Raw genomic sequence first — 15,552 nt, 5'->3', positions numbered from 1 at the left:
TCGCGATGACGCTGCGATGACGTCGGGGGTCGCCGACTCCCGGGACGTCCTGGCCCGCCACCTGGCGGACCACCCCGACCGGCTGCTGCTGGCCGAGCGGACGGACTGGGACCAGGCACGGATCACGTCCGCCCGGGACGCGGTGCTGCTCGTGCGCGACACGGGTCAGGGCGATGTGCTGATGTCCCGCGGTGACGCCGCGGGGGTCGGCGACCTGCTCGACGCCGAGGCGCGGCTGCGCCGCAGCGTCGGGGCCGGCGCGGCGCTGTGGCTCAGTGCGCCGCGCACGCTCGACGTCCCCGCCGCGGTGCTCGACGTCCTGCGCCTGACGCCGTTCTCGCACTGGGACTGGATGTGGACGCAGGAGCCGCCCGCGGCCCCGGTGCTTCCCGACGGCGTGACGCTGCGCTCGCTCGAGCGGCGTCCGGACGCGCCGGCGGCGCGTGAGGTGCTGCGCCTGACCAACCCGCGTTCGACGGCCGATCCCGAGGGGCCCGACGAGGCGTTCTGGTACGGCGCCGAGCTCGACGGACGGCTCGTCGGGGCGTTCGGTGCCCGCCGGGAGCTCGGGCGCGGGGCGCACGGGTTCTCCTGGCACCTGCACGGGCTCGGCGTGCTCGAGGACGTGCGCGGCCTGGGCATCGGGCGGGCACTCACGGCCGCGCTCGCCCGCGAGGGTCTGGCGGCCGGCGCCGACTGGATCTCGCTGGGGCTGTACGCGGAGAACGACGGCGCCCGTCGCCTCTACCGGCGCGCGGGCTTCACCGTGGGCGCGGAGATGCGCTCCTACGGACCGGCGACGGCGACGCGCCCGCTGCGCTGACCGCACGGTCTCGCCCCCGTCCGTCCCTCCCCGCTCGAGGGGTACTTCCAGTCCCTCGCGGGGGTACTTCCAGTCCTTCGAGGGGGCGTTCTCGGACCCTCGCGGGGGTGGTTTCTGCCCTCGATGCGGTGCCGGAAGTCCCCTGGTGCGCGCCGCAAGTACCCCCGGGTGGGACGGCAAGTACCCCCTGGTGGGGCGGCAGGTACCCCCTCGAAGGGCTGAAAGTACCCCCTCGAGGGTCAGTGGTGCAGCGAGAGGCGGGCCGCGAGCGGGCGGAGCCAGCGCGGCGCCCACCAGTTGCGGTCCCCGAGCACCGTCATCGTGGCGGGGACGAGCAGCATCCGTACCAGCGTGGCGTCCAGCGCGACGGCGAGCGCCAGCGCGAAGCCGGCCTCCTTGATCGGCAGCAGACTCGAGGTCGCGAAGCCGGCGAACACCACGATGATCACCAGCGCGGCGGACGTGATGATGCGTCCGGAGCGCTGCAGCCCGAGCCGGACCGCCTCGTCGTTGCTCGCCCCGCCGTCGTAGAGCTCCTTCACCCGCGAGAGCAGGAACACCTCGTAGTCCATCGCGAGCCCGAAGCCGAAGGCCACCACGACGGCGACGATGTAGCTCTCGATCCCGCCCACCGACTCGAACCCCAGGATCGAGCCCAGGTGACCCTCCTGGAAGACCCAGGTCGTGATCCCGAGCGACGCCGCGATCGACAGCACGTTGGTGATCAGCGCCTTGACCGGCACGAGGACCGATCCGGTCATGAGGAAGAGCAGCACGAACGTCGCCAGCACGACGAGTCCACCGGCGAGCGGGAGGCCGTCGATCAGCGACTGGCCGAAGTCCACCTGACCGGCGGCCTGGCCGCCCACGAGCAGGCCGAGCCCGAGGTCGCGGACGTCGTTCACGACGGCGACGGCCTCCGCGCCGCCCGCGTCGTCGACGTCGAGCCGCACGCCGAGCAGCACGTTGCCGTCGCCCAGGTCCACCGCCGGATCGACCGAGGCGACGTGCTCGACGGCGGTGAGCGCCTCCGTCGCCTCGGACAGGGCGGTCTCGTCGGGGGCGTCCGTGGCGACGACCCACACGTCGGCCCCGCCGAGCGCGGGGAAGCCGCTCGAGACCGCGTCGAGGTGGGCGCGCTGCTCGGTCCCCGGCGGGAGCATGTCGATGCCGGAGTTGCGCAGCTGCAGCCCGAGCAGCGGCGAGGCCATCACCAGGAGCGCGGCGAACGCACCGATCATCACGAACCACGGCCGCTTCTGGACCACCGCGGTGAGGCGGGAGAACACGCCGTGGTCCGGGGCGACGTCGCCCAGCCTGCCGACGACGGCGCGCAGCCCGGGGACGCGGGACAGGATCGACGGCGCGAGGAAGCGTCGACCGCTCAGCACGAGCAGCGCGGGCACGAGCGTGAGCGCCGTCGCCAGCGCCAGGACGACGACGAGCGCACCGGCCACGCCGAGCGCCTGGAGCAGGTCGGCGGGGAACGCGGCGAGTCCGAGCACGGAGATCGCGATGGTCAGCGCTGAGAAGAAGACCGTCCGGCCGGCGGTGCCGACCGTCGTGCGGACTGCCTCGAGCACGAGCGGATCGCGACGGCGGCCGCCGCGTCGCCGTCGCCCGACCGGGATGCCCGCGGTCTCGAGGCGGACGTCGTCGTCCACCAGCCGCTTCAGCTCCTCTCGGAAGCGCGAGACGATCAGCAGCCCGTAGTCGATCGAGAGGCCGAGGCCGAGCACCGTGACGACGTTGATCACGACCGAGTCGAGGTCCATCACGTAGCTCAGGCCCATGATCGTGCCGAGCCCGCCGACGATGGAGGCGACGGCCCCCACGATCGGCATCCCGGCGGCGAGCGCGCCGCCGAAGACGATCACCATCACCAGCAGCGAGATGGGCAGAGCCACGAGCTCGCCGCGGATCAGGTCCTGCTCCATCTGGTGGTTGATCGCCCGGATGACGATGCCGGTGTTCGAGACGGACCCGGCCGAGGCGAGGTCGGCCGCGACCAGGTCCTCCCCGAGCACGGTGAGACGGTCCACGACGTCCTGCTCGGCGGCGGTGAGCGCGTCGTCGGCCAGGCCCTCGGTGAGGGTCACGCGGACGACGAACGCGTCGCCGTCGGTGCTCACGAGCGCGGCCAGGGCAGGATCCGCGGTCGGGTCGCCGGCGATGAGCGGGTCGGCGACCGCCTGGACGCCGTCGATCTCCGAGAGGTCCCCGCGCGCGTTCGCGAGCGCGCCGTCGGGATCGGTCAGGCCGGTGAGGGTGTCGGGGTCCGAGAGGTCGGAACCGCCGACCAGCAGCGTCGTCGTCGAGCCGCCGGCCGAGTCGGACAGGAGCTCCGAGACGCGGACCGACTGGCTCCCCGGAACCCCCGGCTCACCGGTGGACAGCTTCGCGAACAGCGGCTCTCCGAGCACCGGGGTCATCGCGAACCCGCCGGCGGCGAGGGCGAGGAGGATCCAGGCGACGAGGACGGAGCGGGGCCGATGGGTCACGAAGCGACCAAGACGCGCAAACACGGGTCAACTCTCCCACGTACGCTTCCTGGGTGGATCTGTTCGAGGCCGCTGGCCGTGACGTCTCAGGCACCCCCCGGGTGAGGGCCGACGCCCCCCTCGCGGTGCGCATGCGACCGGCCAACGTCGAGGAGGTCCTGGGGCAGGAGCACCTCCTGCGGCCCGGCTCCCCGCTGCGCCGACTGGTCGAGGGTCAGCAGCCCGGAGCCGTCCCGCCGACGTCGGTCGTGCTGTGGGGTCCGCCGGGCACCGGCAAGACCACGCTGGCCTACCTGATGGCGACGGCGGCGGACCGCCGCTTCGTGGAGCTCTCGGCCGTCACGGCCGGAGTCAAGGACGTCAGGGCCGTGATCGAGGACGCCCGACGGCGGCTCGCGGGCGGTGGCCAGGAGACGGTCCTGTTCGTGGACGAGGTCCACCGCTTCTCCAAGACCCAGCAGGACGCGCTGCTCCCGAGCGTCGAGAACCGGCTCGTCACCCTCGTCGCGGCGACCACCGAGAACCCGAGCTTCTCCGTCATCTCCCCGCTGCTGTCCCGCTCGCTCCTGCTCACGCTGCGACCGCTCGAGCCCGAGGACGTCGCGGCCCTCGTCCAGCGCGCGCTGGACGACCCGCGAGGTCTGGACGGCGCGTACACCCTGGCCGACGACGCCGCCGCGCACCTCCTGCGCCTGGTCGGCCCGGACGCGCGCAAGGCGCTCACCGTGCTGGAGGCGGCGGCCGGCACCGCCCACGAGGTGGGGGAGACGGAGATCTCGCTGACGTCGGTCGAGCGCGCCGTCGACATCGCCGCCGTGCGCTACGACCGCGACGGCGATCAGCACTACGACGTCGCCAGCGCCTTCATCAAGTCGATGCGGGGGAGCGACGTCGACGCCGCCCTGCACTACCTGGCCCGCATGCTGACGGCGGGGGAGGACCCCCGCTTCGTCGCGCGCCGGATCGTCATCGCGGCGAGCGAGGAGGTCGGGATGGCCGACCCGAGCGCGCTCGCGACGGCGGTCTCCGCGTTCCAGGCCGTGTCCTTCATCGGGATGCCGGAGGCGCGCATCGTGCTGGCCCAGGCCGTCGTTCACGTGGCGACCGCCCCGAAGTCGAACGCCTCCTATACCGCGATCAACGCGGCGATGGCCGACGTCGCCGCCGGGAAGGGCGGGGCGGTGCCGTTCCACCTCCGCGACGCGCACTACTCCGGCGCCAAGCGGCTGGGCCACGGGCAGGACTACGTCTACGCGCACGACACGCCGCACGGCGTCGCCACCCAGACCTACGCGCCAGAGGGTCTCGAGGAGGCGCGGTACTACGAGCCCACGGGCCGGGGGTTCGAGGCGCAGGTCGGTCCGCGACTCGCGCGGATCAGGCAGATCCTCGACGGCGGCGCGAAGGACTGAGCACCCGTAGGGCCTCGCGACCGCACCGGAAGGGCCTCGCGACCGCACCGGAAGGGCCTCGCGACCGCACCGGAAGGGCCTCGCGACCGCACCGGAAGGGCCTCGCGACCGCACCGGAAGGGCCTCGCGACCGCACCGGAAGGGCCTCGCGACCGCACCGGAAGGGCCTCGCGACCGGGGGTGGGGACCGGCGGGGGTCTGGTGTCCGCTAGACTGTTGCGGTTGCCTGGCGGGACTCGCTCCCGGCCGGCTCCCTGGGGCCTTAGCCACCTCGCCGCCCGGACCGCTGGTCCGGACCCGGTATCGGTCGGTCCCACTCCACCGCGGCGCCCGTGCCCGGTGGTGTGACAACGAGACAGGAAGTAGACACACGTGGCATCTGCACGCGCCCGTAACCAGGTGCGCCTCTCGCGCGCCCTCGGCATCCCGCTCACCCCGAAGGCCGCCCGCGCCTTCGAGAAGCGCCCCTACCCGCCCGGCGTCCACGGCCGTGCGCGCAAGCGCCAGGAGAGCGACTACGCCGTCCGCCTGAAGGAGAAGCAGCGTCTGCGCGCCCAGTACGGCATCCGCGAGGCGCAGTTCCGCAACACCTTCGAGGAGGCCCGCAAGCTCCCGGGTCTGACCGGTGACACCTTCGTCGAGCTGCTCGAGGTGCGTCTCGACGCCCTCGTGCTCCGTTCGGGCTTCGCCCGCACGACGGCGCAGGCCCGCCAGGCGGTCGTCCACCGTCACATCCTCGTCGACGGCAAGCTCGTGGACCGTCCCTCCTTCCGCGTGAAGCCGGGTCAGACCATCCAGGTCAAGCCGAAGAGCCAGACGACGACGCCGTTCCAGGTCGCCGCCGCCGGCGCCCACCGCGACGTCCTGCCCCAGCTGCCCGGCTACCTCGAGGTCGACCTCGAGAAGCTGCGCGCCACGCTGGTGCGCGCCCCGAAGCGCGCGGAGGTCCCCGTGACCGCCGAGGTCCAGCTGATCGTCGAGCTCTACGCCCGCTGATCCGCTCCGGCTCCGCGTCGAGCCGAATCCGTCACGTGTGCCCCGGTGAGAGCCGGGGCACACGTGTCTCCAGCGGGTAGTCTCGCGAGGTGGCCCGCCGTGGCCGCACCCGAGCTGCCGCCCCTGACGCAGCCTGACCACCACAGCCCTGACCAGATCCCCGGTCCGTGCAGGACCGCAGACCCCCAGAGGTGGAACGTGTCGGTATCCCTCGGTGACATCGCGGGCCTCGTCGCAGCCGTGGCCTTCGTCGCCCTCGTCATCGCGATCGCGGTGCCCCTGCTCAAGCTCGGCGCCGTGCTCGAGGAGACTCGCAGCACGGTGGCGCAGTTCACGGAGCACACGCTCCCCGTGATCGACGAGGCCGCCGAGACGGTGCGGGGCGCCAACGCGCAGCTCGCGAAGGTCGACACCGTCACAACCTCGGCCGCCGAGATCGGCACCAACGTCTCCGCGCTCACGACGCTCGTCTCCGCCACCGTGGCCCGGCCCCTGATCAAGGCGGCCTCGTTCAGCTACGCCGTGCGCGCCGTCGTCTCCCGTCGCCGCGGGCGGAACGGATGAAGGCCGTCTGGGCGGTCGCCGGAGCCGCCGTCGCCGTCGCCGTCCTGGTCCAGCTCGGACGCGCCCGCTCGGCCGCCGACTCCGTCGCGCGCACCATGACCACCACCGGACTCGTCGACGCGCTCAACCGCGGCGTCGACGAGATCCGCGCCGTCGGCGGCGAGCTCGCCGCCGCGATGCGCGAGCAGGAGGACCGGCTGTCGGCCGACCTCCTGGCCGCCCCGGAGGACGTCGCCGAGGCCCGTACCCACCGCGCCGGCCGCTCGGCCCGCCGCCAGGGTCGCCCCGCCGCCGACCCGTGGGACGTCGACGACGAGTTCTGACGTCCCCCACGCCCGTCCGGGCCCCGAGCCCGGTCCCGTCGCCACGACCCGAGGATCCTGATGCGCACCGCCGACATCCGTCGCCGCTATCTCGACTACTTCTCCGGCAGGGGGCACACCATCGTGCCCAGCGCCTCGCTGATCTCGCCCGACCCGTCGATCCTGTTCACGATCGCCGGCATGGTGCCGTTCATCCCGTACATCATCGGGACGGAGCCGGCGCCGTACCCGCGCGCCGCGAGCGTGCAGAAGTGCATCCGCACCAACGACATCGAGAACGTCGGCCGCACGACGCGGCACGGCACGTTCTTCCAGATGATGGGCAACTTCTCCTTCGGTGACTACTTCAAGGAGGGGGCCGTCGAGCTCGCCTGGGAGTTCCTCACCGGACCGGAGGACGAGGGCAAGCTCGCCTTCGACGGCTCCCGGATGTGGGTGACCATCTGGGAGGAGGACGAGGACGCCGCTGCCGCGCTCGTCAAGGTCGGGGTCGACCCCGCCCAGATCGTGCGCCTGCCGCGCGAGGAGAACTTCTGGGACACCGGCCAGCCCGGGCCCGCCGGCCCGTGCGCGGAGTTCCACTACGACCGCGGTCCCGAGTTCGGACCCGACGCGGTCGGTGGCAACGTCGACCCCGGCGGCGACCGGTACCTGGAGATCTGGAACCTCGTCTTCGACCAGTTCCTGCGCGGCGAGGGCTCCGGCAAGAGCTACCCGCTGATCAAGGAGCTCGACTCCAAGGCCATCGACACCGGTGCCGGCCTCGAGCGCATCGCCTTCCTCAAGCAGGGCAAGGCGAACATGTACGAGATCGACGAGGTCTACCCCGTCATCGCTCGCGCCCAGGAGCTGTCGGGCAAGGTCTACGGCGCCGGTGGCGAGGACGACGTCCGCCTCCGCGTGGTCGCCGACCACGTCCGCTCCGCGCTCATGCTCGTGGGCGACGGCGTGCGGCCGTCCAACGAGGGCCGCGGCTACGTGCTGCGCCGCCTGCTGCGCCGCGCCGTGCGCGCGATGCGCCTGCTCGGCGTCACGACGCCGTCGCTCCCCGAGCTCCTGCCCGTCTCGCTCGAGGCGATGAAGGAGTCCTACCCCGAGCTCGAGGCGGACGCCGAGCGCATCGCCTCGATCATCTACGGCGAGGAGGAGGCGTTCCGCCGGACCCTCGAGTCGGGCACCACGATCCTCGACTCGGCGGTGCGCCGCGTCCGCGACGCGGGCGGCACCGTCCTCGGCGGGGAGGACGCCTTCAAGCTGCACGACACCTACGGCTTCCCGATCGACCTCACGGTCGAGATGGCGGCCGAGCAGGGCGTCGCGATCGACACCGAGGCGTTCCGCTCCCTGATGCAGGAGCAGCGCCAGCGCGCCCGCGCCGACGCCCTGACCAAGAAGACCGGTCACGTCGACACGTCCGTCTACACCGCGCTCGCGGGCGATCTCGCCTCGCCGGTGGAGTTCCTCGGCTACACCGACGCGACGGCGCGCGTGCGCGTCGTCGGCCTCCTGGCCGGCGGGGTCGGCGTCCCGCACGCGGTCGCTCCCGCCGACGTGGAGGTCGTGCTCGACCGCACACCGTTCTACGCCGAGGCCGGCGGCCAGCTCGCCGACCAGGGCCAGATCGTGCTCGACGGCGGCGGCATCGTCGAGGTGGACGACGTCCAGGCCCCGATCAAGGGGCTGAGCGTGCACCGCGGACGCCTCGTCGAGGGCGAGATCGGCCTCGACGGCACCGGCGTCGCGAGCATCGACACGCAGCGTCGGCGCGCGATCGCGCGCGCCCACACCGCCACGCACCTGGTGCACAAGGCGCTGCGCGAGACGCTCGGCGAGAACGCCACCCAGGCCGGGAGCGAGAACGCGCCGCACCGGCTCCGGTTCGACTTCCGCGCCGGGAGCCAGCCGCCCGCCGGCGCCCTGGCGGAGATCTCCGAGCGCGTGAACACGCGGGCGGCCGAGGACCTGTCGGTCTCCGACCGCACGATGGGCATCGAGGACGCCCGCGCGCTCGGCGCGATGGCGCTGTTCGGCGAGAAGTACGGCGACAAGGTTCGCGTCGTCGAGATCGGTGGTGACTGGTCGCGCGAGCTGTGCGCCGGTACCCACGTCGCCTCCACCGGACACCTCGGCCCGGTCACGCTGCTCGGTGAGGCCTCCATCGGCTCCGGTGTCCGCCGCGTCGACGCCCTCGTGGGCGACGCCGCCACCCGCTTCCACGCCAAGGAGCAGGTGCTCGTCTCGCAGCTGTCCTCGATGGTGGGCGCACGCAGCGAGGAGCTGCCCGACCGCATCGCCGGGCTGCTGGCGCGGCTGAAGGAGGCCGAGCGCGAGGTCGCCTCGCTGCGTCAGGCCCAGCTGCTGGCCGGGGCCTCGAGCCTCGTGGCCGCGGCGCAGGACGTCGACGGCGTCCGCGTCCTCGCGCACGACCTCGGCGTGGTCTCCGGCGCCGACGACGTCCGCACCCTCGCGCTCGACCTGCGCGACCGCCTCGGCTCGAACGCCGTCGTGGTCGTGGGGGGCGTGGCGAAGGGTCGCGCCGCGATCGTCGTCGCCACGTCTCCCGACGCCCGCGACCGCGGGGTGCGCGCCGGTGACCTCGTCCGCACCCTCGCCGCCGAGCTCGGCGGCAAGGGCGGCGGGCGCGACGACGTCGCGCAGGGCGGCGGGACGAACGCCACGGCCCTGCCGGGCGCCCTCGCGGGCGTCGCGACGACGGTGCGCTCGATCATCGGAGCGGCCTGATCGTGCGGCGCGGGGTGCGCGTGGCCGTCGACGTGGGGAGCGTGCGCGTCGGCGTCGCGCGCTCCGACCCCGACGGCATCCTCGCCACCCCGGTCGAGACCGTCGCGCGGACGGCGACGGACGACGGCACGGAGCGCATCGCGGCGATCGTCGCGGAACTTGAGGCGTTCGAGGTCGTCGTCGGGCTGCCGCGTTCGCTCGACGGCCGCAACCGCCAGGCCGCCGGCCTCGCACGCAGCTACGCCCGGACGCTCGCCCGCCGGATCCCCGGCGTGCCGATCCGGATGGTCGACGAACGCTTCACCTCGGCCACGGCCCACCAGGCCATGACCGCCTCCGGTCTCGGATCTCGCTCCCAGCGAGCCGTGGTAGACCAGGTGGCTGCAGTGATCGTGCTGCAGCACGCGCTCGACTCGGAGCGCTCCACTGGCCGTGAACCCGGCCAGCTCGTGAAGGCGGGGGCCTCAGCAGCGAAGGGTGCGACACCGTGACTGACCTGTTCGGGGACTCCCCGTCCCACCACGACGGCGACGAGCGCCGGAGCCGGCGCGCCCCCGTCGCCAGCGCCCCCCGCCCGAAGCGACGCCGTCGGTCGCTCGCGAGCTTCCTCGTGATGATCGTGATCCTCGGCGGGCTCACCGTGCTGGCCGTCCGGGTCATCCCGCCCCTCTTCGACACGGGCGCCGCGCCGACCGCCACCATGACGGACTTCCCCGGCCCCGGCCAGGGTGAGGTCGTGGTCGAGATCCCGCAGGGGGCGACCGGCGCGGCGATCGGGCAGATCCTGCAGTCCAACGGGGTCGTTGCCACGGTCGACGCGTTCACGTCGGCGCACACCGCCAACGTCAACGCCACCGGGATCCAGCCGGGCTTCTACAAGCTCCCGCTGGAGATGCGGGCCGCTGACGCCGTGACGGCGCTGCTCGACCCCAACCGTCGGGCCGACACGCGGATCACCATCCCCGAGGGGTGGCGCTCCGACCAGGTCTACCAGCGGCTCGCCGACGCGTTCGGCGTCACCGTCGCCGACGTCGAGGCCGCCGCGCACGACTACCCGGCGCTCGGTCTCGAGGGTCCGCCGAACACGAACCCGGACGCGCTCGACCCGATGGAGGGGTGGCTCTACCCGGGCACGTACTCCGCCGCCCCCGGGCAGGGACCGGGCGAGATCGTCGCGCAGGCCTACGACCGCACGATCGCGGAGCTGGACGCGCTGGGCGTGGCTCCCGACGACCGACTCCGCGTGCTCACCGTCGGGTCGATCGCCACCCGTGAGGTCAGCGAGGCCGACTTCGGCAAGGTCTCCCGCGTGATCGCCAACCGCATGGCGCCCGAGAACATCGGCAACTTCCCGACGCTGGGCATGGACTCGACGCTGCGCTACTCCTGGGACCGCCAGAACCCGGGCGTGCAGCTCCCGGGCAACGAGCACAACACCAACCAGGACCCGTACAACACGCGTCTGAACCCGGGCCTGCCGCCATCGCCGATCGGGGCCGTCGACACGGCCGCGATGGCTGCGGGAGTCGCTCCCGAGGAGGGCCCCTGGCTCTACTTCGTCACCGTGAACCTCTGCACCCAGGAGACGAGGTTCACCGACAGCACCGAGGAGTTCTCGGTCATCCGCGCGGAGTTCCAGACGTGGTACGCGGAGTGGACGGCGGCTGGCTCGGTGTGCTGACGCCCCGTCGCGCCGCCGTGATCGGCCACCCGGTCGGCCACAGCCTCTCGCCCGTGCTGCACCGGGCGGCGTACGCCGCCCTCGGGCTGCCGCACACCTACGAGGCGATCGACGTGCCCGACGGCGGGGCCCCGGGCCTGCTGGCGGGGCTCGACGCCGGGTGGCTCGGGCTGTCGGTCACCATGCCCCACAAGCACGCGGTGCTCGAGGCGGCCGACGTCGTGGAGCCCCTGGCCCGCACGGTCGGCGCCGCCAACACGGTCCTCGTGACCGCGTCGGGACCGCACCGCCTCCTGGTCGCGGCCAACACCGACGTGCACGGCGCCGCCGAGGCGCTGCGCGAGGTTCGTCCCGCCGGAACGCCCCCGGCGCGCACCGCCGTCGTGCTCGGGGCCGGGGGGACGGCCGCGGCCGTTCTCGCCGCCCTGGCCGAGCTCGGGGTGACGACGCCGGTCGTGTGCGTGCGGTCCCAGGCCCGTGCCGCCGGCCTGCTCCAGGCCGCGCACCGGATGGGCGTCGACGTCACCCTGCGGCGGTTCGACCACGCCGCCGACCTGATCGCGGACGCCGACCTCGTCGTGCAGACCGCCGTCGCCGGGGCGGCCGACCCGGTCGCCGCCGAGCTGGCCACCGTCCTGGGGGAGCGGCGGCTCCGCCCGGGGCAGACCCTGCTCGACGTCATCTACGACCCGTGGCCCACCGCCCTCGCGGCCGTGTGGTCGGGCGCCGGCGGTGCCGTCGCCCCGGGGTCGCTGATGCTGCTGCACCAGGCGGCCGAGCAGGTCCGCCTGATGACGGGCCTGCCCGCGCCGGTCGATGCGATGCGGGCGGCCCTCGAGGCCGCCACCCGGGCCTGACCGTTCGACTCCGGCCTCGCGACGCGTCGTCCGTCCCCAGGGCGACCTGTCGGAGCTCGGGCAGCCCGACGCCTGGGCCATCATGGACGCCATGACCGGCCTCACCCTCGCGCTGACGGCGCTCGGCGCAGCGCTGCTGGGCGCGGCGGGGGCCATGGCCGCGGGCCGGCTCGCGCGACTCGTCCCGGCGTCGGGGAGGCCCGGTGCCTGGTTCCTCCACCCGGCCGCCGTCGCCGTCGCCGGCGTCCTCACGGGTCTGGTCGCCGGGCTCCACGTCCACGCGACCGGCCAGCCCTGGACCTGGCCCGCGGTGCTCGTCGCCCTGGCGGCGGCCACCGCCGCCTGCCTGGTGGACGCCGCCGGCCACCGCCTGCCCGACGTGCTGGTCCTGCGCGGCTGGGCCGCCGCGTCCCTCCTGCTGCTGGCGTCGCTCCCGCTGAGCGACCCCCACCGGGTGCTCCTGGCCCTCGCGGCCTCCGCCGCCTGCTGGATCGTGCTCACCCTCGTCGTCCTCGCGGTGCCCCGCGCCCTGGGCTACGGCGACGTCAAGCTCGTCGGCCTCCTCGGCCTCGTCTCCGGTCTGCTCGGCCCGACGAGCGTCGCCGTGACGCTGGTGGCCGGTGTCGTGCTCGGCGGCGTGGCCGCGCTGGTGCTGCTCGCGCTCCGCCGAGCCGACCGCGGCACCCCGTTGGCCTTCGGACCGTGGCTGCTCGCGGGAACGGGGTGGGCCGTCGTCGCTGCCGTCCTTCCCACCCCGTGAACGCGCGGCGGCTCCGGCCGCGTGCCGTGGGATGATGGTGATCATGCTCAGATGGTTGACGGCGGGGGAGTCCCACGGCCCCGCGCTCGTGGCGATGCTCGAGGGAATGCCTGCCGGTGTGCAGGTGACGACGACGCAGATCGGCGACGCGCTCGCGCGCCGGCGGCTCGGCTACGGCCGCGGCGCACGGATGAAGTTCGAGCAGGACGAGGTCTCGATCCTCGGCGGCGTCCGGCACGGCCTCACCCAGGGCGGCCCGATCGCGATCGAGATCGGCAACACCGAGTGGCCCAAGTGGGAGAAGGTCATGGCGGCCGACCCGGTCGACCCGTCCGTCCTCGTGGGCGCCCGCGGCGCCGCGCTGACGCGACCGCGCCCCGGGCACGCCGACCTCATCGGCATGACCAAGTACGGCTTCGACGAGGCCCGGCCCGTGCTGGAGCGTGCGAGTGCCCGCGAGACGGCCGCCCGCGTCGCCCTCGGCGTCGTCGCCGCCGGGTTCCTCGAGCAGGTCGCCGGCGTCCGGCTCGTCTCGCACGTCGTCGCGATCGGCGAGGCCGAGGTGCCCGAGGGCACCGAGCTGCCGGGTCCCGACGACGTCTCGCACCTCGACGCCGACCCCGTGCGCTGCTGGGACGCCGCGTCCTCGGCCGCGATGGTCGCCGAGATCGACCAGTGCCACAAGGACGGCGACACGCTCGGCGGAGTCGTCGAGGTCCTCGCCTACGGGCTCCCGCCGGGCCTGGGGTCCTACGTGCAGTCCGACCGCCGTCTCGACGCGCGCCTGGCCGGCGTCCTCATGGGCATCCAGGCAATGAAGGGTGTCGAGGTCGGCGACGGCTTCCGCACCGCTCGTCGCCGCGGCTCGCAGGCGCACGACGAGATCGAGCGCGACGGCGAGGGCGACCTGCGTCGCCGCACCAACCGCGCCGGCGGCGTCGAGGGCGGCATGACCAACGGCGAGATCCTGCGCGTCCGCGCCGCGATGAAGCCGATCTCGACGGTCCCTCGCGCCCTCGACACGATCGACACCACCACCGGTGACGCGGCCAAGGCGATCCACCAGCGCAGCGACGTCTGCGCAGTCCCGCCGGCCGCCGTCGTCGCCGAGGCGATGGTCGCCCTCGTGCTCGCGCAGGCGCTGCTGGAAAAGGTCGGCGGCGACAGCGTCGCCGAGTCGACCCGGAACCTCGCCGCCTACCTCGACGCCGTCCCCGCCACCCAGCGGTGAGCGTCCCGGCGCGCACCACGACCGGGACGCGGCCGGCTCTCGTCGTCGTCGGTCCCCCCGGGGCCGGCACGTCCTCGGTGGCCGCGCTGGTCGCCGAGCGCCGGGGTGCCCGCCGCGTCGACACCGAGCGCGCGGCCGCCCACGCCCTCGGGTACGACGACGTCGCGACGGCGTTCGTGGGGGTCGGGGAGCCGGCCTTCGCCGCCGAGGAGATCGCCCGCGCGCGGGCCGCGCTCACGGCGGCCGATCCGGGCGACGTCGTCGTCCTCGGCGCCAGCATCGCCCAGCCGGACGTGCAGGCGCTGCTCGCCGACGTGCCGGTGGTGCACCTGACCGTGTCGCTGGCGTTCGCGGCCCCACGCCTGGGGTTCGCCACCGCCCGCCCCGTGTTCCTCGGCAACCCCCGGGCGCTCTGGAGCCGCTTGGCCGACGAGCGTCGCCCGCACTACGACGCCGTGAGCCGCTGGGTCGTGGCGACCGACGACACGGACCTCGCCGCGGTGGCCGACGCCGTCGTGGCGCACCTGGAGGAGATCGCATGACCCGCATCACCGTGACCGCCGAGCGCACCTACGACGTCGTCGTCGGCCGCGGACTGCTCGGCGAGCTCGCCCCGTTGCTGGGCGAGGGCGTCCAGCGCGTGCTCGTGCTCGCCCCGCGCGCGCTGGCCGCGACGGCCGAGGCCGTGCGCGAGGACCTCGTCGCCGGCGGCTACGAGGCGTTCGTGGGCGAGGTGCCCGACGCGGAGGAGTCCAAGACCTTCCAGGTGGCGGCGTTCTGCTGGGGCATCCTCGGCCAGGCCGGCTTCACCCGCTCCGACGCGATCGTCGGCCTCGGCGGGGGCGCCACCACCGACCTCGCCGGCTTCGTCGCCGCGACGTGGCTGCGGGGCGTGAAGGTCGTCCAGGTGCCCACGACGCTGCTCGCGATGGTCGACGCGGCCGTCGGTGGCAAGACCGGGATCAACACGGCCGAGGGCAAGAACCTCGTCGGCGCGTTCCACTCGCCCGTCGGCGTCCTCGCCGACCTCGCCACGCTCGAGACGCTGCCCCGGCACGACCTCGTGGCGGGGCTGGCGGAGGTCGTGAAGTGCGGCTTCATCGCCGACCCCGAGATCCTCACGCTGATCGAGGCGAACCCCGAGGCCGCGGCCGACCCGAGCTCACCCGTGCTGCGCGAGCTCGTGGAGCGGGCCGTCAGCGTCAAGGCCCGTGTCGTCTCGGCCGATCTGCGCGAGGCCGACCTGCGCGAGATCCTCAACTACGGGCACACGTTCGGTCATGCGATCGAGCACGTCGAGCGCTACTCCTGGCGTCACGGCGCGGCCGTCTCGGTCGGCATGGTCTACGCCGCCGAGCTGGCGCGGCTCGCGGGTCGGCTGTCGGAGGAGGTCGTCGAGCGCCACCGCAGCATCCTGACGCTGCTCGGTCTGCCGACCACCTACCGCGACGACGTCTGGCCGCGGCTCCTGGAGGCGATGCGCCGCGACAAGAAGACCCGCGGAGACCTGCTGCGGTTCGTCGTGCTCGAGGACGTCGGCCGCCCCGTGCGGCTCGAGGGCCCCGACCCGTCGCTGCTGCTCGCCGCGTACGCCGAGGTGGGCGAGGCGAAACGCGGCAGCGCGATCTCGCTCTGACCCTCCCCGAACGGTCCGCCCCCGCC

The 15,552-nt window shown here is 73.9% G+C and carries 14 protein-coding genes; 13 read left to right on the top strand and 1 reads right to left on the bottom strand.

The features are described 5' to 3' along the window. Positions 1 to 16: 16 nt before the first annotated feature. Entirely contained in the window at positions 17 to 823 is an 807-nt protein-coding gene (locus tag C8046_RS02640) for a GNAT family N-acetyltransferase (protein WP_109228145.1), read from the top strand. A gap of 239 nt (positions 824 to 1,062) precedes the next feature. Here C8046_RS02640 and C8046_RS02635 read toward each other — a convergent pair whose 3' ends face one another. Next, positions 1,063 to 3,324, bottom strand: coding sequence for an MMPL family transporter (locus C8046_RS02635; protein WP_235866048.1), 2,262 nt, complete (start codon positions 3,322 to 3,324; stop codon positions 1,063 to 1,065). A gap of 53 nt (positions 3,325 to 3,377) precedes the next feature. Between C8046_RS02635 and C8046_RS02630 the strand changes: the two genes are divergently transcribed. The 12 genes from C8046_RS02630 (at position 3,378) to aroB (ending at position 15,526) form a co-directional block, all read left to right on the top strand. Then, positions 3,378 to 4,736 (top strand): replication-associated recombination protein A, encoded by a 1,359-nt coding sequence (locus C8046_RS02630; RefSeq protein WP_109228143.1) that lies wholly within the window; start codon positions 3,378 to 3,380, stop codon positions 4,734 to 4,736. A 372-nt stretch (positions 4,737 to 5,108) separates the two neighbouring features. Next, positions 5,109 to 5,732 (top strand): 30S ribosomal protein S4, encoded by a 624-nt coding sequence (gene rpsD, locus C8046_RS02625; protein ID WP_109228142.1) that lies wholly within the window; start codon positions 5,109 to 5,111, stop codon positions 5,730 to 5,732. Positions 5,733 to 5,930: 198 nt separating this feature from the next. Further along, on the top strand, positions 5,931 to 6,296 hold the full coding sequence (locus C8046_RS02620; protein ID WP_109228141.1) for a DUF948 domain-containing protein: 366 nt from the start codon (positions 5,931 to 5,933) through the stop codon (positions 6,294 to 6,296). After that, positions 6,293 to 6,619 carry a hypothetical protein gene (locus tag C8046_RS02615; RefSeq protein ID WP_109228140.1) on the top strand — a complete coding sequence of 109 codons (327 nt, stop codon included), beginning with the start codon at positions 6,293 to 6,295 and terminating at the stop codon, positions 6,617 to 6,619. Before C8046_RS02620 ends, C8046_RS02615 begins: the two co-directional genes overlap by 4 nt. Before the next feature lie 60 nt (positions 6,620 to 6,679). Next, complete coding sequence (gene alaS, locus C8046_RS02610; RefSeq protein WP_109228139.1) at positions 6,680 to 9,361, top strand: alanine--tRNA ligase; 2,682 nt, start codon at positions 6,680 to 6,682, stop codon at positions 9,359 to 9,361. A gap of 20 nt (positions 9,362 to 9,381) precedes the next feature. Further along, a complete protein-coding gene (gene ruvX / locus C8046_RS02605; RefSeq protein WP_328587565.1) occupies positions 9,382 to 9,852 on the top strand; it encodes a Holliday junction resolvase RuvX in 471 nt (156 codons plus the stop codon). Beyond that, on the top strand, positions 9,849 to 11,042 hold the full coding sequence (locus tag C8046_RS02600) for an endolytic transglycosylase MltG (RefSeq protein ID WP_109228137.1): 1,194 nt from the start codon (positions 9,849 to 9,851) through the stop codon (positions 11,040 to 11,042). The genes ruvX and C8046_RS02600 overlap by 4 nt, the downstream gene beginning before the upstream one ends. After that, complete coding sequence (locus tag C8046_RS02595) at positions 11,003 to 11,899, top strand: shikimate dehydrogenase (protein ID WP_235866046.1); 897 nt, start codon at positions 11,003 to 11,005, stop codon at positions 11,897 to 11,899. The genes C8046_RS02600 and C8046_RS02595 overlap by 40 nt, the downstream gene beginning before the upstream one ends. A gap of 91 nt (positions 11,900 to 11,990) precedes the next feature. Further along, positions 11,991 to 12,659 carry a prepilin peptidase gene (locus tag C8046_RS02590; RefSeq protein ID WP_158277114.1) on the top strand — a complete coding sequence of 223 codons (669 nt, stop codon included), beginning with the start codon at positions 11,991 to 11,993 and terminating at the stop codon, positions 12,657 to 12,659. Positions 12,660 to 12,702: 43 nt separating this feature from the next. Beyond that, positions 12,703 to 13,890: a chorismate synthase gene (gene aroC, locus C8046_RS02585; RefSeq protein WP_109230686.1), complete on the top strand. Its 1,188-nt coding sequence runs from the start codon at positions 12,703 to 12,705 to the stop codon at positions 13,888 to 13,890. Then, positions 13,887 to 14,432 (top strand): shikimate kinase, encoded by a 546-nt coding sequence (locus C8046_RS02580; RefSeq protein ID WP_109228135.1) that lies wholly within the window; start codon positions 13,887 to 13,889, stop codon positions 14,430 to 14,432. Before aroC ends, C8046_RS02580 begins: the two co-directional genes overlap by 4 nt. Beyond that, entirely contained in the window at positions 14,429 to 15,526 is a 1,098-nt protein-coding gene (aroB, locus tag C8046_RS02575; RefSeq protein ID WP_109228134.1) for a 3-dehydroquinate synthase, read from the top strand. Before C8046_RS02580 ends, aroB begins: the two co-directional genes overlap by 4 nt. Positions 15,527 to 15,552 lie beyond the last annotated feature (26 nt).

The sequence above is a fragment of the Serinibacter arcticus genome, assembly GCF_003121705.1.
In the GTDB taxonomy this organism is placed as follows: domain Bacteria; phylum Actinomycetota; class Actinomycetes; order Actinomycetales; family Beutenbergiaceae; genus Litorihabitans.
Note: the sequence above shows the minus strand (reverse complement) of the source record. Positions and strands in the feature narration are given on the sequence as shown.